Here is a 19,392-nt window from a genome sequence, read left to right on the forward strand (position 1 = left end):
ATCAATCTGCAAGCGGTGATCACATAACAAGAAAAGGCGCTCACAAGGCGCCTTTTTCGATTCCACATCAAACACTTAATCAGACGAACTGAATCATCTTCTCAATGCAGCTTCTTTCTCACGGCGAAGCAGACAAACCTGCTCGACGGCAAGCGCCAGAACGATAAGAGCCATCGCCTGATGCGCCAGTGCGCGATCCATCTGCACCATGCCAAGCAACGTCACAACACCAAGGAACACCTGAATAACAATCGCCACCATGAGCCAGCTGGCATTGCGCTTCAGTACGCCCTCTCTGTTGCCGCGCATCAGATAGAACCCCTGCAGAAACACAGCAATCACCAGCACATATGCAATCATGCGATGCTGGAATTGCACCATCATCACATTCTCAAAAAAGTTGATCCACCAAGGAGACATGACAAACAAACCTGATGGTATAATCTGTCCATCCATCAGCGGCCAGGTGTTAAAGGTCAACCCAGCATTGAGGCCTGCGACCAGTGCTCCGAGGAACAGCTGAAAGAGCACCAAGGCAACAATGCCATATGCACCAAACAAACCATCACCAAAAACATTCCAGCCTTCACGCTCAAGCTCTGGACGCCGCTTTAGAACGCCAGCAAGATAATAGAGGTAAGCAAACAGAATACAGGCCACACTCAAGTGCACAGCAAGACGGTACTGGCTCACATCCACACGGTTCACAAGACCAGAAGCAACCATCCACCAGCCAATCGCCCCTTGCAATCCACCCAGCAGGAACGCAACGACAAGCCGCGGCTTAAGCCATGAACGAACCTGCCCTCGCGCCCAAAACCACACAAGCGGGATAAAGAAGAACAGCCCGATCACCCGGCCCAGCAGCCGGTGTCCCCATTCCCACCAAAAGATCGCCTTGAATTCGCTAAGCGTCATGCCCTCATTGAGAAGCTTGTATTGGGGGATTTGTTTGTATTTCTCAAACTCCTCCGTCCATTCAGCTGCACTCAGCGGCGGAATTGCACCATGTATTGGCTTCCATTCAGTGATGGAAAGACCGGATTCTGTCAGACGAGTCGCCCCGCCAACAACAACCATGGCCAAAATCAAGAAGCAGATAAACAGCAACCACACACGAATTTGCCTGCGGTTGGAAAGGTCTTGAGCAGAAAGATCTGAACTGTAGAACGGAGTAGACATGACACCTATTCGAAGAATTCGTTTGCCCCTATATATGTCAGATCAGCAGCCAAATCAGGAAAAATACGCAGATTCTCACAGCAGTCTAGACAAATTACCTAGATTCTTCGGGTGAAAGTCAGCCGCGCAATAGCACTGGTGTGTCATAGACTTAGGGAACACAAAAGCGGATCTGCACACTGTAAATTGCAAATTCCCAGCAAGATCCTCTTGAAAAATATATGCATTTTGAACTATGGCTTGCGCGGAAAAGAAAGGCCCTACGCAAAGAGGCTTTCAAGGAGAACTCTATGGTTTCGCCATTTCGCCGTTTCATCGGCATGGTATTTCTGGTCACTTTTGTTCTTGTCTATATCTTCCTGGCAATGGTCATTGGCGATATGACAATGGCGGGCAAGCACTGGTCTATTAAGCTTATCTTTTTTGCAATTGCTGGTTTGATCTGGGTGGTCCCGGCAGGATTGATTATCAGCTGGACCTACAAAAAGCGCTAAGACCAAAAGGCTCTGGCACAGACCAAAGCTTAAGCCCTTCTCAAAAAAGACCGGACGCGCCTCACTGCGTAATAAGCCGCAAATGCTGCTCCGGTCAGATACACATCAACCATTCTTTGGTGTTGATGTAATCCATTCAATGAGACGCGCGGCAAATGATAGCGCCGGTTGAGACTATCAGCACTCAAGGTTCCCGGTTGCGTCGTCACAGCCGCCGCAAAGCCCAATTCCTCGGCCACACTCTCACAGCGCTCGTCAACCGCTTCAGCAAAGCCATAGGGATACGCCAACACCGTCGGCGCCTTGCCAAGCTGCGCAGTCATCTCCTCCAACCCTGCCTGAATATGCTGCCGGATGTCGTCTCTGGTTGAAAGGCGCGCCAACATCGGATGAGTGTCCGTATGTGCACCTAGGCTTACCAGTGGATCCTGTGAGAACGCGCCTAGCTCGTCAAAGGACAGAATAAGCTCGCGGCAAAGTGCGCGCCAATCCAATCCATAACGCTCTGCAGCCTCACGGATGACTGCGCGTTGCTCAGCTTCTGGTACTTCGCTGATCAACATACAGCGCGCTGATATAAACGCGGCCTCTTTTTGCTTCAAAGAGGTACAGTCATAATCAAACTGCTTATCTTCATATCGGAATGAGACGTAGTCATTCTTGGAAATAAGCTGTTCTATGATAATCCACCACAGCTCAGAGTTATGCTTGCTGTATTCGCTGCTAATAAAAACAGTGAAAGGAACATTGAGTTCTTTCAGCACAGGAAAGGCCACATCCCGGTTATCTTTATAGCCATCATCAAAAGTCAGAACCGCAAACTTCTGAGAGCATTGCCTTTTGCGTTGAAGCCGTTCCAAAGCAACATCCAGCGAAATGAACTCGTATCCCGCCTTTCGAACCTGAAGAACGGTTTTACGTAGAAATTCAGGAGTAACTTCAAGCAATTTATTCGGCTGAAAGGCACGCTCTGTTTCAGGCAAAACACGATGAAGCGTGAAAATAAGGCCATCGCCAGCGGTCATGTTCCGAAAGAACCTTGCAGGCCCACGGCTACTTAAAAAGTAGCTGGCGTAATCGATAAATAAATGTTTGAAGGACTTCCGCACGGAGACCCCCTAGTTCCAAACCGAAATATGTATCAAATTGTAACTGGGAATTATTTACGATTAATTTCAATTTGGGTTGCTCTACCTAGTTAGATTTGAGATTCATTAAGAGCTTGGAACTAATAATTCCTTGTATTTTATTTAGGGCATTTTTCAATGGCACTTCCACAATCCACGTCAAACAGCGAGCGCTCTAACCGTGCTGATTGCAATAACACGCTGGATTTGAATAAGCTTTCTTTTCAGATCATCTCAGATACAGATTTGCCAAAACTGCGGAATGATTGGCTCATTCTGGAAGCGTTAGGCCATGGAAGTGCCTATCATGCCTATGAATGGTGTAAAAGCTGGGCAAAGCATGTTGCCCACTCCGAAAGAGCCACCACACTGGTTGTTGCCGGATATATCGACTCAAAACTCCACATCCTGCTACCTCTCGCCCTCCATCAGTGCCACCTAGCAAAAACCGCACGATGGCTCGGAGAGGAAATCTTCAACCAGAACACGGGCTATTGGTCTCAAGAGCTATTACAAGCTCCGCAAGCACATTTTCTCCGTCCTCGCCTGGTATCAGCTCTCAAAGCATGGGGCGTTGATCTCATCCACCTTGGCAACATGGCAAGTCATGTTGGCGCCTACGACAACCCGCTGATCCTTTTGGATGACACCACGAGCACGAATGCAATCTATCCGTTTGAGCTAACAAGCCCTGCGGAAGAGTTCGTCAAAACAAAACGCTCAAAAGGTGCTCGCAAAAAGCATCGCAGTAAGCTTAACAAACTTCAGTCATTGGGAACGCTCATCTTCACGGCCGAAACCACAAAAGAAGGTGCTGCAACCACCGTTGATGCCATGATAAGGCAACGAGAGCTTCGTCAGGCTGAGACGGGCATTCCGACAGCTTTCGCTCTTCCCAATTACCAACGTTTTGTGCGTGAGGCCTTCACAAACCTTTCGCAAGATGACAGCCCGTCAAAACCGGTGATTTACAGCCTGAGGCTTGATGATGAAATCATCAGCACATGCCTCAGTCTTAAATCTGGGAAACGAGTATATTGCTACTGCACTTCCATAATCAGCGGAGAGCTGATGCGCAATAGTCCAGGCGAACTGCTCATGCAGCACGTCATTGAGGATATGTGCGAGGAAGGCATGGAGGTCTTTGATTTTGGACTAGGTGAAGAGCGCTTCAAGCTGGCATGGGCTGAACCGGAATACCTGAAAGACTGGATCGAACCACTCACCTTCAAAGGTAGGCTCGCTGCGGCGCTAGAAAGCCTCAAACTCAGCTTTAAACGTAAGCTCAGGAACAACGAGCGTTTTTGGCAGCTTTACAGACGTGTCCGAGGAATTTTCGCGCGTATGCAGCGCTAAGCTCATTCAAAAAATCTGGAAACAAGCAACAGCTCTTATGCTGCCATGTCAACCTGAAGCCAAGCCGCAGCTTCATTGCTGACCACTCGTTCCACCTCAACAGGTGCCTTGGTGTGCTTCTCAAGAATAGTCAGAGCTTTTTCCAGTTCAGGACCTGCTGGTGACCCGTCAGTCGCAATAATCACACGGTCCGCTTCCGAAAGCATCTGCGCACAGATCAAACTCGGTTCGATAAGCCCAAGGTCAGCAACGATCACATCGTACGTTAGATCTAAAGCTTCCATGATGAGATTATAGCGCCCGCCATAAACCACTTCATCACGAATAGGCATGACACCTGATTGTATCACATGCGCACGGGAAACAGGGTCGCGGTGGATCACGTTCGTAAAGGCCGCCTCGCCTTCCAACAACTCGGCAAAACCCGGCTTCAGCGGATCATCAGAACCCTCTTCAGCCTGAGGCACATCCCCAACTTCTTCAAGCGGCGTTTCTTTGAGGATGGACTGAGCCCCTTCACCGCCTTCAGACCGCACCTCGACGACCACAGGCATAATACCGCGCTCGGCAATCTTGCGCGTACAGCTTAGGGCAACGCGTGAAGACAGGCTTTCATCCTCCACGCTCAGCACAACCACACGGCCAACTTTTGCTAGCTGATTAGCGTTATCAGCCTTGACTTCTTTTAGAGTGATTGACGAAACCTCAGCACTTGCTTCTTCTTCCTCAAACTCCTCGTCAAACTCTTCTTCTTCGCGTGCTTCGTCATGCTCTTCTTCAAAAGCTTCATCCTCAGCAAGTTCAGTCATTTCCTCTTGAGGCTCTTCCTCCTCTGAGGTTTTTTGCTCCTCATCAGACTTATCTTCCTCTTCAACAAAGGAAGGCTTCAGCTCGACAGGAGGAGCGACAACAGCATGGCTGCGGGTCGTTGCATCCACCACGCTTTCAAGCGCATTAGAGGTTGCTGTACCAGTCGCTTCTTTCGGATTAGCGGCAGGTGCTGTTGGCGTAGAAAATGTTTCTCGGCGCAAAACTTCACCAGCAATCAAAGCACGTGCAATCACCCAGAGGCAGCCGAGGAAGAACGCGGCAAAACCAGCAATCGCAGCAAGCGCAGAAGGTTTCCGGCCAGATGGTTCACTTGGCACAGAGGCACGTGAAATCACACGGGAGTCAGCATTCAGCACACCAACGCCCTGCAGCACTTCAGCTTCGCGCAGGCTCACAAGCAACTGGTTCAGCTGCTCTTCTTTGGAGCGTGCTTCGCGCTGCAACTCCTGCAAACGAACCTGATCAGCGCCCGAACGGGCAGCTTCTACCTTCAACGCATTCACCTGCTCATTGAGAGCGACATAACGGTCCTGAGCAATCTTGGCATCATTCTCAAGACCAATAACAATTTTCTCCGCCTCAGCGCGGATCTGACGATCGTACCCACGCAGCTGGGAGCGCAGTGCTTTGATCTGCGGGTGATTTGGCAGGAGAGTAGTTGAAAGCTCCGCAATACGATTTTCCAGCGCCAACTGACGCTCACGCAAGCGTTGGATTAGAGACGAAGCCAGAACCTGCGTCGCAGTTTCCAAAGACCCACTATCCTCCAGCAAGGATCGGATCTGTCGTGCCTGAGCTTCAGCCTGCGACTTGGCCACGATGGCGGAAGAAACCTGAGAGTTGAGCTCGGCCAGCTGCTGTTGGTTTAGCGTCCTGTTTTCGGACCCGAGCAACAGGTCAGCACCCGCACGAAATTCAGCAACGGTCTTTTTCGCAGCCTCAACTTCGTTTTCGAGGCGCGCAACCTGCGGCGCAAGCGCATCGGCCGTGTTATTGGTCACCGCGCGCTTCGCATTATCCTGCAGCATGCGATATTCGTTGATCACCGTGTTAGCAACACGCGCTGCAAGTTCAGGATCTTTGCTTGTAAAACGCACTGCGATAACGCGGGATCCGTCGACCTGATACACATCCAGATTGCTCGTGAACTTGTTCAGCAACCGCTCTGCTTCACTCATCTGACCAGATGTCGGCTCAAGCCCAACACGGGTCATCAATTGATCAACAAGGCCCGGCTTGCTTTTGGCCGCAAAAACACTGTTGTTCGCAAGATCAAGTGTTTGCACAACGTGGCGCGCCAAATCGCGCGACTGCAGCAACTGTACTTGGCTGGCAATGCCTTCTTTATCCAGCAGAGATCGTTCCTGCTCGCTGTTACGGATTTGGCCTGGCAGGATAATTTTGGCTGTATCAATGAGGACTTTGGATTCGCTTGTGTATTTGGCAGTTTGCTTGCTGGCCAGGTAAAAAGTGCCAAAGGCGATCAGCGTTGCAAAAGGGATCACCCAAAGGAGCCCCTTAAACACTTTTTTGAACAGCACGCCCATATCAAGAAAGACATCTTCTTGCGGCACAGCCCACTTCCCCACTCAATACAAAGCCCGAAACAATTTTCAATCACAAGAATGCATAGACAGGGTAACCAAGTTATTAAGCACCTTAATCAAATGCTGGAAAGAAATGACAAAGCGCCCAACAATTCTTGCAAAATTAACTAGAGGATAATTACAATATTTATACTCTGTTAACCTTGAGCGCCGAAATATACTCCCAATGAATTTAAAGGATTTCGTAATGCGCCCGCGCCTACTAGCAGTTATTGCTGGCTTAACTCTGTTAACGAGTTGTTCATCCTATAAAAAGCCAGAGCCTGCTTTTCATGAGGAACTGGTCCAGCCATACACTCTTGCTGCAAGCGACGAAGTCCGCATTATTGTTTTTGGGCAGGCTGATCTGTCTAATACCTACAAGATTGATCAGGGCGGCAGCCTCGCCTTCCCACTAATCGGCCAGATCAACGCAACAGGCAAAACTCCAAAACAACTCGCAAGCATGATCCGCACCCGTCTGAAAAACGGTTTCATCCGCGATCCCGATGTGTCTGTGGAAGTTGCCGTCTATCGCCCAATTTTCATCATGGGTGAAGTCAGAAACGCAGGCCAGTACGCTTACCTACCAGGCATGACCGTGCAAAATGCCGTCGCCACTGCTGGAGGCTTTACTGCAAGAGCCCGCCAACAGGATGTTGATCTAACGCGTCAGATCGGCGGCGAAGTTGCCAGCGGACCGGCACCAATCACAGCGCCTGTACGCCCTGGGGACACGCTCTATGTGCATGAAAGGCTCTTTTAAATTAAGAGCATGCACCCTACATGCCTTTGCGTTTTATTAGGCTAAATCTCACGATTAAGAGTTAATTAACCCTGTCGATTAACAGGTCAAACAGTATTTTAAGCTAGCAATAAACTCAGTTGCGCGGCGGTCTGTGCTGGGGAGCATAAGACAATGCATGCGCGGTGGGGAGTTTGCTGCGGATGTCTACGGACAAGCTAAAAATCGTTCATTGCATACGTGCGCCTTTAGGCGGTGCGTTTCGTCATCTTATGGATCTTGTCGAAGAGCAGATCGAGATGGGCCATGAGCTTGGCATTGTCTGTGCCTCCAACGCTATCCCTCTCTCATCAATAACACAACTAGAAGCCTTAAAGCCTAGTCTTTCCCTTGGCTTACTCACAGTTCCCATGGCGCGTTCGCTCGCTCCCAAAGACCTTTTCAGCTTCTACAAACTCACAAAACACCTTACCCCTTTAAAGCCGAATGTCTTGCACGGTCATGGCGCGAAAGGTGGCGTCTGGGCACGCATCATAGGGTCTGCACTGAGGCTGAGGGGAATCAATACACAACGCGTTTACAGCCCTCACGGCGGCAGCTTGCACTACGATTTTTCAACCACCTCAGGCAAAGTCTACATCACGCTTGAAAAGCTATTGAGACCACTCACAGACTCGCTCGTGTTTACCAGTGCGTTTGAGAAAGCAGCTTATCAACAAAAGATCGGCCTGAACGGTAACCATCCAAACCACAAGATCGTACATAACGGTTTGCGGCAAGCAGAGTTCAAACGCAGCACAGCTCGCGAGAACGCAGCCGACCTACTCTTCGTCGGAGAGCTTCGTCTTTTGAAAGGCGTCGACCTGCTCATCAATGCTCTGGATGACTTGCACAAAAACACCAAAACCAAGCCAAACCTTGCAATTGTAGGAGATGGTCCAGATCGTGCTCTGTTTGAGCAAATGGTCCGAGATAAAAATCTGCAAGCCTACGTTATCTTCCATGGGTTCTTGCCACTCAGCCGAGCTCTTCCACTCGGCAAAACAGCAGTCATCCCCTCACGAGCAGAAGCTCTGCCGTATATCGTGTTGGAACTCCTTGCTGCACAAAAACCACTGATCACAACACATGTTGGTGGCATCCCTGAGATTTATGCAGAGCATCAAAAGACACTTGTTCAACCCGATGATCAGCAAGCGCTGACAAAAGCAGTCAGTTGGGCTCTCTCTCACCCTGACGAGCAAATCCAACAGAGCCAACAACTTCAGAACCATTTGAAAATGAATTTTACTCTGCCGCAAATGGCGCAGAGCATCACCCAACTTTATCACCCTGTTCAAAGTGCAAAAGATGGACTGGCAGACGCCTCACGGCAGTCTCAACAGTCCACGCTGCACTCACAAAACAAACTCACTTAGGCGCACGGCACAATGGTCAAGCATCGCTTCAATGTAATTGAGAGTGGCCCATCACCTGATGACCAATCCGGGACGAACGGTCAGCAGACTTCTTTGACAAAAAATGAAGATACCACAACAAGCAACCTGTCCAAGGATGCTCTGGAGGTGGCAGCAACCCTGCGCACCAACACCATCTCTAAAACGGTTTTCGATGGTTTCATGCGCTGTTCGGATGCGGCCCTGATTGTTCTGACAGGTATTATCGCTTATCTGAGCGGAGCCTCCCTTGATATCCCGCCTCTTTGGCAAATCTTCGCACTGTTCGAAGCATCCCTGATTGGCGTCATGCTGTTTCAAATGGCTGATCTGTATCAGGCTAACGCTCTGCAAAAAGTCGTGGCTCAGGCCATGCGTCTCATCACAGCATGGGCACTGGTATTCGCGGCTTTGATCACGTCACTGCTGCTTATCCTGCCATCTACGGAAATTCCGCAGGCCTTCCTGCTGAAGTGGTTTGTGAGCGGGGCTGTGGTCCTCACAATCTTCCGAATGGTCATGCGCGGCTTTATCGTGCGCTGGACTCGCATGGGTCGCTTGAGCCGCAGAGCAGTCCTTGTCGGTGGTGGACAAAGTGCTGCTGATCTCATTGCAGAACTTGAGCGCCAACCAAACAATGACATTGAGATTTGCGGGATTTTTGATGACCGCTCAAATGATCGTTCCCCACCAAGCGTCGCTGGCTACCAAAAGCTTGGCAATGTTTCTGATCTGGTAGAGTTCGCCCGCATCGCACAAATTGACATGTTGCTGGTGACAATCCCGATCCGCGCAGAAAAGCGCATCATTCAGCTGCTGGAAAAGCTCTGGGTTCTCCCGGTCGATATCCGCCTCTCAGCGCATGCAGACAAACTCCGCTTCCGCCAAAGAGCCTCATCTTTCGTTGGTGCAGTGCCGTTTGTCGATGTTCTTGAAAAACCGATCGCGGATTGGGACACAATCGCAAAGCGCGCCTTCGATATCTTCTTCGCAAGCATTTCGCTGATTGCCCTCTCTCCGGTCATGCTGGTCACAGTATTGCTGATCAAACTGGACAGCCCCGGCCCGGTCATCTTTCGACAGAAGCGCTACGGCTTTAACAACGAGCTGATCGACGTCTTCAAGTTCCGCTCCATGTACCACAACATGACGGACGCCAACGCCTCAAAACTGGTGACCAAAGGCGATCCACGCGTCACCAAAATTGGCCGCATCATCCGCAAGACCTCCATTGACGAGTTGCCTCAGCTGATGAATGTACTGATGGGACAGCTCTCTCTCGTCGGCCCTCGCCCGCACGCTCTCTCCGCAAAAGCTGAAGATCGCCTCTACGAGAATGTGGTGGATGGCTATTTCGCACGCCATAAGGTCAAACCAGGTGTCACTGGTTGGGCGCAAATCAAAGGTTGGCGCGGCGAAACGGATACCGAGGACAAGATCCAGAAGCGTGTCGAATGCGACATCTACTACATTGAAAACTGGTCCGTTTTCTTTGATCTCTATATCTTGATTAAAACACCGTTCTGCCTTCTGGAAACGGAAAACGCATATTGACCGACTTATCGCGCTCACACGATGAAATCAGAAATGCACGCCCCTTCTGGTACGTGCCTCTGACAATCGGTACAGAAACAATAGCCAGAGCATTGTTGTTTCTGACCGCATCTGTGAGCGCGCTCGTCATCATAGAACCAGCTCCCTATGACCTTCTAATCGCCCTCTTGTTGGTGGGCTGGTCCTTCTTTGGGCTGGAATTGCGTAAGGACATTCTGCCTCTCCTGATCCTGCTGTGTTTTTACATAGCAGGCGGAATTCTTGCCTTACCCGCAGCCGCAGACACCAAAGAAGCTGTCACTTTCTACGCAGTAACGATCTTCCTGGCGTTTTCATCCTTCTTGTATGCAGCAACCCTGTCTGCAAAAATTGAACGGATAGACATCATTGAGAAGGGCTACTTGCTGGCAGCCCTGTTTGCCACACTGCTTGCCATTGCTGGTTACTTCAACGCCTTCCCCGGCGCTTATGACCAGTTCACCCTGTATGGCCGCGCAAAAGGCACCTTCAAAGACCCAAACGTCTATGGCCCCTTCCTGCTTCTACCAACCCTGCTGATCACCTATGACATTCTAACCAAGCCTTTGAAAGAGAACATCTTCAAGTCAGGCGCCCTGCTCATTCTCTTGCTGGGTGCGTTCCTTTCCTTCTCCCGGGCAGCTTGGGGCATGACACTGGGCGGCGCACTCATGGTGTTTCTGCTGGTCTTCATAAATGAGCGACGTTCAATCCCGCGCATGAAGCTGCTGGGCATCCTTGGTTTTGCAGGCATTGGCCTCGTCATCGCCCTACTCGCAATTCTATCAATTGAATCCATATCAGAGATGTTCACCCTCCGCGCCAAGCTCGTGCAGGACTATGACGGCGCACGTTTAGGGCGTTTCGGACGCTGGGGGGAAGGCTTCACACTTGTCACAGAGCGCCCGTTCGGCCTTGGTGTTGGCGGCTTTAACTCCATCTTCCCGGAGGATGAGCACAACGCCTACTTAAAGGCCTTTACAACCTATGGGTGGCTTGGTGGCCTGTCTTATGTGACACTTGTTTTCTGGACATTGATCAAAGCTTTGCCGCTGGTCTTCAAGCCACGGCCTTGGCAGAAATACATCATCTGCACCTACGTCGCGTTCCTGCTACACGCTTGTGTTAGCTTCATTATCGACACAGATCATTGGCGCCACTACTTCCTGCTGCTTGGCATTCTGTGGGCCATCATCGCAGCAGAATCTGGCATCTCGCGCTACAGGCGTTTTCCACCAACACAATAAGCCCAGTCTCATTTGATCCTTGATCAGACAACCTGAATTAGGTAGGAAAGTTGTGTGGTAAGCTGTTAAGGCAGCTCCACAAATAGGAATACTTGCATATGCGGCAACGCACCCAGGCGCAAGGTTCCTCACGGTTCGGGTAGTAGCGCAGCCTGGTAGCGCACTTCACTGGGGGTGAAGGGGTCGTCGGTTCAAATCCGGCCTACCCGACCATCTTTTTCAATAGGTTATGTGTAAAAAGTTAAAGTGGCACGTTGTTGTAAATGTACCAAAATCACTTTTTATGATGTTTTTGGAAGCTCAAACCAATGCTGCAAAACAAATCCAACCGCCGCTCCAATGAATCTTTCCGATCTCACAGATAAGCACGCGAAGCGCCAGATGCTCAACGTCCATTCCAACTTTCAGGAGTACAGACAATGGAAGAGCGTGCAGGATATCCCCGACTAACTAACCTAGTATCTTACTCAATCTGATTATTTTTATACAAAGCTCTATAGCAAAAAACGCAGTTGCATCGCATCTAACAAGAAGCAAAATGTTATGTAATTATGGATTGCTCATAATCTACCTTTTGCCTCTGCTTGCCAGTATTTAAAGTCAGCTTCAGAAAATTCATCTTGCTTTTTGGGATGCCAAGAAACCCCACGCTTTACGATAACTGCTGGTGATCCGGCAATTACAGTTCTTTCTTCTGAAAACGAGGAATTTACGAACGAATTCGCCCCAACAATGCAATCATCAGGTAGAGCGGTACCTTTGTTTATTAGCACTCCAACTCCCACCCAAACATGATCACCAATGGAAATAGGCGTTGATTTGTTTACACGCCGTCGACTTTCAACATCTATCACCGAATGTGCATCAGAGGTACGCACTTCGATGTTTCGCGAGAACATACAGTACTTGCCAATACGAACATACTCCGCCTCTTCACAAAGAATATTCACACGCTGGAACGAGGAGAAATCACCAAGCGAAACTGTTTGCTCATTACCTTTAACTAGAATCTTACCCCTAAACTTGCATCCTTTCCCCATCTTGACGGAATTACGTTTGCCATCAAAAATTATTTTGCCAACAAAATCCGATTTATCTTGCATCTCCACGCGGTTTCCCTCACCACGCCTCACTAAAATTCCCCCCTTGGCGCGCGAACTATCGCTAATGTCGAGGTAGTTCTTTTCTCCTAAGGCGAGTTTCAATGCTGGCGTCGAAGGCAATACGACACCTCTAGCTTGCTTAGCTTTCATTTTATCGGGCAAAAACATCGAATATAACTCCAACTAATCATTAGTTCGGGATCAAGATATATTGCTACCAACCTAAAGCAATTCAGAGAAATTATTAGCGCTTCAGGGTCTGCTCCTCTCTTTTTTGCAATTGAACCAAGGTGAAAAACTCTTGCCCTTGCAATTGCGGCGTGATGCCAACCAAAATGCTTAACAGAAGAGATCAGTTGGAACATGGACGGTATGCGCATTGGTGATCAGCAGATCGACAGCCTCACCTGCATGCGCATTTGTAAGAGTGGTAAAACCAAGAAGAAGAGAAACGAAGCTAAGTTTTTTCATGGAACCTGCAATGCCTTTCCAGCAGTTCAGAATTTTGGTGCCCGGTTGTATTGAGAGAACCTGCAAGCACACTAAAACGTCCTTGGCAGAACGTCATTGGTAGTTCCCACTACAGATTGCCCGATGCTCCAAAATCACTGGGGAGCTTTACAGCACCGCTGCGTAAGCTCTCGCTCCTTCGCCTCCCGAACTCAAACCTATGCCATCCGCTCTTTCTGGATCATCAGATAACCACCAATGCCTGCTGCAACAACAAGCGCAAAAGCGAATGCCCACTGCAAGGGCCCAGAACCGGCAAGCATGCCGGAAACTGCGGAGATCAGCACCCCGGCCTTGCTTATCCCTTCTGGCGTCAACCAAGTGCTCATTGCAGATGTCTCCTCGCCCCGCGCTTTGGCTGCGCCATCTGGCATAACTCCATCACGGACAGGCAGTGATTGAACCGCAGATGCTGGCGACTTGATCAACTCAAAAGAACGCTGCTGCACATCCTTCACCCGGCGCGTCCATCCATTTTTGTTGTAAGGCCAGTTATTAAGCCGCTTCATAAAACGCAGACGCTCAGCCGAAAGCTTACCGACCAGATCACGCAGATTACGCTTTTCAAGTGCTCCAAACGTTTCAACACCAGCCACACCATCAACAACAACGCCAAGGATAGCTTGAAGCGTTTTGACCGCCCGCGCAGGCCCCGAGTTCACAGCAAAATCAAAAAGCGCATAATCCAACCCTGAAGGCATTTTATCTCCCTTCACAGCATCCCAATATTGCGCCCGAAAGATATCGACGGCCTCAGTCTGATCCATAGACTGCACATCCTGAATGCTGACAGACTGTCCTCGCCACGCACTCAAAGTCCGCTGAGTAATGCCAAAGTTTGTTGGACCACCCGGATCAGCCTTACGGTTTCGATGGGCAAATCCCCCTTCACTCTCAAGCAAGTCCGAAACAATCAATTGGAAGGTATCCTGCATCTCTCAGTCCCTAATAAAAAACGGGAGCCAAAGCCCCCGTGCAAACACAAAAAAGGCCGCAAATGCGGCCCATGAAATTCAAACGATAAAGATCAGTTCTGTGGCACCACTGGTAGGAAGTAGTGCAAGGACAATCGAACCTTGCCTCCGGTGAAGTCACTAGTATTCGCGGTCATCCGCAATGGTGTGTCAGCATAATACGCCGTCGGCCCAATCACCCCCGCATTACCAGAACCAACGGCAATGCCCAGGGAGCCACCAAACTTGCTAGTCTCACCAGCAATTCCACAGTCGTAGGAACTTGCACCCGTGACTGCCTCAACCACACGGGCAGATACACAAAACACGATTGCACGGGAGGGAATAACCAACGAGCTCACAACAAAACTACCAGAAACAGTAATCAGCTCATCTGCGGTCACAAACTGGCTCTGTGCACCATGGGCACTCTCGCTCAGCACAGTCTTCTCCTGCTGAAACGCCGCGCCGCCTGTGGCGCTATCAACGCCCAGCCCAGTAACAGAAGAAAACCCAGCCCAACTGCCACCAGAGAAAACCTGCATCGCACCAAGGCTTTGCACCCATGCCGCCCAGCCCTCAACCGGGGCTAAAAACCGCCAGATGCCAGCATCAAAGGCTGCAATCTTACTCTCCTGCCCGGCAAAAGCGCCCGTCGCAGCAGCAGGCACGATATAACGCACCCCTTCTACAGGGTCTGCAGGTGGTGTGCTCACACTGTTGGAAACAACGCAAAGCTGCACAACCAGATCAACAAGTGCCAAAGCCTCGTTGTGCGTAACATGCTTTTGCGCTTGAGCAGCTGCCAGAAATGGCAGCTTTAGATGCGGTGTCGTCTCACTCATCATGATCCCCATAGATCGCCTAGCCTACGCAAAAGCGTACCATCCAGCGTCACAAGGGGGATAAGTTGAGATGAAGACCGCAGGCAGGTCAGCCCGCAGCAACAACCAAAAGCTTAAGCAACGTGGCGACCAGTGCCATCACCAGCCAGAGACCAGATGCGCGTACGGTTACGAGCCATTTTCTCGTCAACGGCAAATGAAAGCTCAGCACCATGCAAACCAACAAGACGATGCAGCAGGATCGCAATCTCCGCGGCATCCGCAGCGACATCACGTGAACTCTCGCCACTTTCGACAGCCAGCTGCAGAGCGGCAAGCTCTTCTTTTGCCCGCGCAATCAACGCATTCAGGTCAGCAACCTGCCCAAAGGTTCGCTCACCCCAGGCCGTAATACTTGCACTGCTTTCAATGGTTACCATGTTCGCCCACCTTCAAACTCTGGGGCCTGCTTTCAAACGGCTGGCATGCCAACCTGTTCTAAAACAAACCCAAAACAACAAGCCGGAGCACTCAGGACGTTGCGATCAAGAGCGACGCTTCCGGATTTTGAACATGAATTGAACTCACCCTTACCTTCATCCCGTTAGCCCTCAGGTCAAAGAAAAAGCGGAGACAACTTCCTGTCCCCGCCTATTCTTCAGGTAAAAAAGGCCAGACTTTGGCCCTTTTTTGATAGTTTACATGGTTTCCAGAGCTGAAACGGACTCATTCATGGCCTGATCGAGAACATCCAGCAGGTAATCGGCATTTTCCTTAGAAAAAATCATCGGTGGCCGCATCTTCAACACATTGTCATATGGCCCCTCGGTTCCCATCAAGATACCAAGGTCCTTCGCACGGTTGGCAACACGTCTCGCCATATCTGTTGCTGGCTCTTTGGTCCAGCGGTCTCTCACCAGCTCAATGCCCAGGAACAAGCCCATGCCCCGCACATCGCCAATAAATTCATACTTCTCCATCATCTTTCGGAAGCCAGAGAGGATATAGTCACCAACAACATGCGCATTCTCGCGCAATCCATCCCGTTCAATCACGTTCAGCACAGAAAGCCCAACAGCACAGGAAACCGGATTACCACCAAAGGTGTTGAAGTATTCCATGCCATTGTTAAAGCTGGCAGCAACCTCACGAGTGGTCACGAGCGCCGCCATAGGATGGCCATTACCAATCGGCTTGCCCATAGTCACAACATCCGGCGTCACACCTTGTGTTTCAAAGGCCCACCAATGTGATCCGACACGACCAAACCCAACCTGCACTTCATCAGCAACGCACAAACCACCCTCCGCACGGATCAGCTTGTAGACCTCCTCCAGATAACCATCTGGCATAAACACCTGACCAGCCACACTTGGAATTGATTCAGCAATGAAGAATGCCGGAGCACGCCCCTGTTTCTTCATCAGATCCAACTGCTCAGCAACGCTTTGTATATAGCTTGCAGTAATCTCTTCAGGTGCCCAGTCGGCCGGTGCGCGATAGGCATCCGGAATAGCTGCCTCAAACACATGGTTGGGCCGCCCCTTGCCACCATTACGCTTATATTTATAGGGGCTCAGCGCAATCAGCTCAGGTGTTGTACCATGATAGGCCCAATCCAGAACCACTGCATCACGACGCCCCGTATGCGCCTCTGCTATGCGAAGCATCAGGCTGTTCGCCTCACTGCCCGTACATACAAACGAAGCAACCGCCAGATCATCCGGCAGTGTCGCTGTCAGGCGTTCAGAGTACTCAACGATATTATCGTGCAGGTAACGCGTATTGGTGTTGAGCAAACCCGCTTGATGAGACAAGGCCTCAACCACATCTGGATGTGCATGGCCCAGATGGCAAACATTGTTGAAGCAATCCAGATAGGCCCGCCCGCGGTGATCAATAAGATAAGCGCCTTCACCACGCACAAATTTGATTGGCTCACTGTAAGAGATAGACAGGTTCGGCAACAGGTTCTGACGACGCGATGAAACAATCTCGCCGACTGACCGTCCAGCACTGCCCAGTGTTTCTTGCGGTAATCCAGCAAAATCGATGGCACACGGAAACAAGTCAGCCCACACATCAAGATACTTCTCTTCACCAACACCAAGAATTTCTTCAGCACTCAGGGAAACGTCAGCACAGAGCTGCAGGTGAAGATGGGGAGCCCAACCACCGTTCTCATCTTCCGCACCCAGATACCCGACTGTCTCACCAGCTTTGACCACATCGCCCGCACTCAGTCGGCTCGCCGCCTCATGGGCCATGTGCCCCCAAAGGCTCACAAACGGCTGACCACAGTCTGTTTCATGGTCCAACGCAATCATGCAGCCATAACCAAGCGGGTCTGTCTCAATCACCACAGACCGTACCTTGCCATCCATTGGCGCACAGACACGGGTTCCTGAAGGCAGGAACAAATCAAAACCCAGATGGTTCCGGCGACGCTCTCCCTCAATAAAGCGGCTCTCAAAGAAATCCGAGGAGTAAACACTGCGGCTTTCACCCCATGGACCAATGCCGAGCTCAACGCCATGCGCCTCGCAGTACTCTTCCCACCACTCCTGCGCAGCTTCTGGCTGGCGATCACGAGACGTCACTGTCATCTCGTTGTCAGGATCAGCATAAGGCACCAGTTCCTTGGACATAAGCTTGGGGTGACGCGCAAACAAGGAGGCAAATGAACCACGGTTTTCTGAGCAAAACGCCGCCACTTTACGCGCGCCCGGCACCGCATCAAACCCACAGGCCTTGCGCAGGATTGCCGTCGCAAACGATGGCTTCATCCCATAAAGTTTATAAAGCAGATTCCAGGCTGGCGCTTCACTAACAGCTAAGTATGGATTGTCCTCAGTCTCATCTTTCCGAAGAGCAGACAAGCTCACGCTCGTCACCAATCGCATTGCAATCAGATCAAAGAGAAGATCGACCTCCCCTTCTTCCAGCGGGTACTCCGCATGATACGCAGCAGCCAGATCAGCCGAAGCCCCAATCGGATCAGGCACCTCCATAATTGTATAGGCCGCTGCAATCGCAACTTCAGCAATGACCGGTGTGTGCAGGCTGTCACCAAAATCAATCAAACCACAGACGCGGGAATGGTCTTCTGGATCAACCAGCACATTCCAGTCATTGGCATCATTATGAATGACGGCAGCACGCAACCCAGCGAGTTTAGGCACAACATATCGCTCAAACCGATCAAGGAAATACTCGACCACACGACGATGATCAGGGTCACCAATGGCGCTCAAACGCGTGCGCGCATCCCCAGCCGCACGTAAATCCCATTCAAAGCTGCGCAAAGCCCCTGGATGCACAAAGCCACGCAGCGCCTTATCCATCTTGCCAAGCAGCATTCCCAAACTGGCAACAACACCATCCTCACGCTGAGTTTCAGCCAACGGCACACCCGGAACCCAGGAAACCACGCGCATGGCATGCGCAGCGCCATCTGGCCCGACAACACTTTGCGTGGCACCACCGCCCTTTGTCAGGCGCAGGCGCGGCATAGGCAAATCAGGCGAGGACACGGCAAGGTGCTGCAACATCGCTGTCTGAAAGCCTGTCTCAGTTTCCGGTTCACTGGCATTGACGACCTTGACCGTCCAGCGCGTGCCATCCTTCGCATCAAGGCGATGGTTCTGGTCGCGCTCACTCTCCAATGGAGACAAATCACCTTTCAGGTTCCAATGCTCCAGCAGAAGGGCTGCAATGGTATCGCGGTCAAAATTGGGGGCGGGATGGCTAATATCAGTCATAAATCTCTCCAGTTGCCCGGAATATAACGCACGCTGATATTTCAGAACACCGACTTTATGTCAGTTGCACCGCCACTATGTCGCGATTAATAAGTATTTTAACGGCACTCTTCCTGATAGTCCGTTCAGAGGAACTGCAGTGCTCGACGCCACCGACCGCGAGATTATCGCGATCCTTTCCAAAGAAGCCCGCATCCCGATCAAGACGCTGGCAGCCCGCATAAACCTGTCTCGCAGTGCCACCAGCGAACGCATCACACGGCTGGAGAACAACGGCACAATTCGCGGCTACAGGGCAGACATCGGCGGCCTCGATCCCACGCACATCTCCGCCTTCCTGTTCATCCGCCTATCACGCACGCCAATGCGTGAAATCCTCGACATACTGGCGGCGTTTCCAGAGATTAAACGCGTGAGTTCGGTAAGTGGAGAGCTCGACCTTGTGGTCGAAGTCGTTGCCTCCTCAATGGAGATGCTCAACAACGTCAGAGACGCCATCGCATCCACTAACGGTGTGAAGGACCTGACAACCACTGTCATTTTGAGGGATGAGTTTCAACGCACCTGAAACAGCAAAGGGCGCCGACTGCAACAAAGCAGTGACTGACGCCCTTAAACCAACGCTCAGATTAGCATTCCACCAACCCAAGACCCTATTAATTTTT

General features: G+C 50.8%; 16 protein-coding genes and 1 tRNA gene. 8 read left to right on the top strand and 9 right to left on the bottom strand.

The window, feature by feature from the left end; all coding sequences use genetic code 11:
• Window positions 1-93: 93 nt before the first annotated feature.
• A complete protein-coding gene (locus PsAD26_RS18385; RefSeq protein WP_063305396.1) occupies window positions 94-1,182 on the bottom strand; it encodes a COX15/CtaA family protein in 1,089 nt (362 codons plus the stop codon).
• 290 nt (window positions 1,183-1,472) lie between these two features.
• On the opposite strand from PsAD26_RS18385, the gene PsAD26_RS18390 reads away from it, so the two are divergent.
• On the top strand, window positions 1,473-1,676 hold the full coding sequence (locus tag PsAD26_RS18390; RefSeq protein WP_063305456.1) for a DUF2842 domain-containing protein: 204 nt from the start codon (window positions 1,473-1,475) through the stop codon (window positions 1,674-1,676).
• Between the two features lie 29 nt (window positions 1,677-1,705).
• On the opposite strand, the gene PsAD26_RS18395 is transcribed toward PsAD26_RS18390, so the two are convergent.
• Window positions 1,706-2,785 (bottom strand): polysaccharide deacetylase family protein, encoded by a 1,080-nt coding sequence (locus tag PsAD26_RS18395; RefSeq protein ID WP_208985754.1) that lies wholly within the window; start codon window positions 2,783-2,785, stop codon window positions 1,706-1,708.
• Window positions 2,786-2,941: 156 nt separating this feature from the next.
• On the opposite strand from PsAD26_RS18395, the gene PsAD26_RS18400 reads away from it, so the two are divergent.
• Complete coding sequence (locus PsAD26_RS18400; RefSeq protein ID WP_063311601.1) at window positions 2,942-4,159, top strand: GNAT family N-acetyltransferase; 1,218 nt, start codon at window positions 2,942-2,944, stop codon at window positions 4,157-4,159.
• 35 nt (window positions 4,160-4,194) lie between these two features.
• Here the strand turns inward: PsAD26_RS18400 and PsAD26_RS18405 are convergent, their stop codons facing one another.
• On the bottom strand, window positions 4,195-6,564 hold the full coding sequence (locus PsAD26_RS18405) for a GumC family protein (RefSeq protein WP_063311602.1): 2,370 nt from the start codon (window positions 6,562-6,564) through the stop codon (window positions 4,195-4,197).
• A gap of 220 nt (window positions 6,565-6,784) precedes the next feature.
• On the opposite strand from PsAD26_RS18405, the gene PsAD26_RS18410 reads away from it, so the two are divergent.
• The 5 genes from PsAD26_RS18410 to PsAD26_RS18430 all read left to right on the top strand — a co-directional run bounded on the left by PsAD26_RS18410 (window position 6,785) and on the right by PsAD26_RS18430 (window position 11,789).
• Window positions 6,785-7,342, top strand: a complete 558-nt coding sequence (locus tag PsAD26_RS18410; protein WP_057464382.1) for a polysaccharide biosynthesis/export family protein — start codon at window positions 6,785-6,787, stop codon at window positions 7,340-7,342.
• A 182-nt stretch (window positions 7,343-7,524) separates the two neighbouring features.
• Window positions 7,525-8,739 carry a glycosyltransferase gene (locus PsAD26_RS18415; RefSeq protein WP_063311603.1) on the top strand — a complete coding sequence of 405 codons (1,215 nt, stop codon included), beginning with the start codon at window positions 7,525-7,527 and terminating at the stop codon, window positions 8,737-8,739.
• A gap of 12 nt (window positions 8,740-8,751) precedes the next feature.
• Complete coding sequence (locus PsAD26_RS18420; RefSeq protein WP_063311604.1) at window positions 8,752-10,311, top strand: undecaprenyl-phosphate glucose phosphotransferase; 1,560 nt, start codon at window positions 8,752-8,754, stop codon at window positions 10,309-10,311.
• Window positions 10,308-11,576: an O-antigen ligase family protein gene (locus PsAD26_RS18425; protein WP_208985755.1), complete on the top strand. Its 1,269-nt coding sequence runs from the start codon at window positions 10,308-10,310 to the stop codon at window positions 11,574-11,576. The genes PsAD26_RS18420 and PsAD26_RS18425 overlap by 4 nt, the downstream gene beginning before the upstream one ends.
• Before the next feature lie 136 nt (window positions 11,577-11,712).
• Window positions 11,713-11,789 (top strand) — tRNA-Pro (locus tag PsAD26_RS18430).
• A 347-nt stretch (window positions 11,790-12,136) separates the two neighbouring features.
• On the opposite strand, the gene PsAD26_RS18435 is transcribed toward PsAD26_RS18430, so the two are convergent.
• The 6 genes from PsAD26_RS18435 to PsAD26_RS18460 form a co-directional block, all read right to left on the bottom strand.
• Window positions 12,137-12,847 (bottom strand): acyltransferase, encoded by a 711-nt coding sequence (locus PsAD26_RS18435; RefSeq protein WP_063311606.1) that lies wholly within the window; start codon window positions 12,845-12,847, stop codon window positions 12,137-12,139.
• A 171-nt stretch (window positions 12,848-13,018) separates the two neighbouring features.
• Window positions 13,019-13,150, bottom strand: a complete 132-nt coding sequence (locus tag PsAD26_RS30365) for a hypothetical protein (RefSeq protein ID WP_275507205.1) — start codon at window positions 13,148-13,150, stop codon at window positions 13,019-13,021.
• 197 nt (window positions 13,151-13,347) lie between these two features.
• Window positions 13,348-14,124, bottom strand: coding sequence for a glycosyl hydrolase 108 family protein (locus PsAD26_RS18445; protein ID WP_063311608.1), 777 nt, complete (start codon window positions 14,122-14,124; stop codon window positions 13,348-13,350).
• A gap of 92 nt (window positions 14,125-14,216) precedes the next feature.
• Window positions 14,217-14,987, bottom strand: a complete 771-nt coding sequence (locus tag PsAD26_RS18450; protein ID WP_084403736.1) for a DUF2793 domain-containing protein — start codon at window positions 14,985-14,987, stop codon at window positions 14,217-14,219.
• A gap of 113 nt (window positions 14,988-15,100) precedes the next feature.
• On the bottom strand, window positions 15,101-15,406 hold the full coding sequence (locus PsAD26_RS18455) for a hypothetical protein (RefSeq protein WP_063289197.1): 306 nt from the start codon (window positions 15,404-15,406) through the stop codon (window positions 15,101-15,103).
• Window positions 15,407-15,664: 258 nt separating this feature from the next.
• Entirely contained in the window at window positions 15,665-18,727 is a 3,063-nt protein-coding gene (locus PsAD26_RS18460; protein ID WP_063311610.1) for an aminotransferase class III-fold pyridoxal phosphate-dependent enzyme, read from the bottom strand.
• Between the two features lie 139 nt (window positions 18,728-18,866).
• Here PsAD26_RS18460 and PsAD26_RS18465 point away from each other — a divergent pair, with 139 nt between their 5' ends.
• Window positions 18,867-19,295: an Lrp/AsnC family transcriptional regulator gene (locus PsAD26_RS18465; RefSeq protein ID WP_084403737.1), complete on the top strand. Its 429-nt coding sequence runs from the start codon at window positions 18,867-18,869 to the stop codon at window positions 19,293-19,295.
• The last annotated feature ends 97 nt before the right edge of the window (window positions 19,296-19,392 follow it).

This window comes from Pseudovibrio sp. Ad26 (assembly GCF_001623285.1).
Lineage (GTDB): Bacteria > Pseudomonadota > Alphaproteobacteria > Rhizobiales > Stappiaceae > Pseudovibrio > Pseudovibrio ascidiaceicola.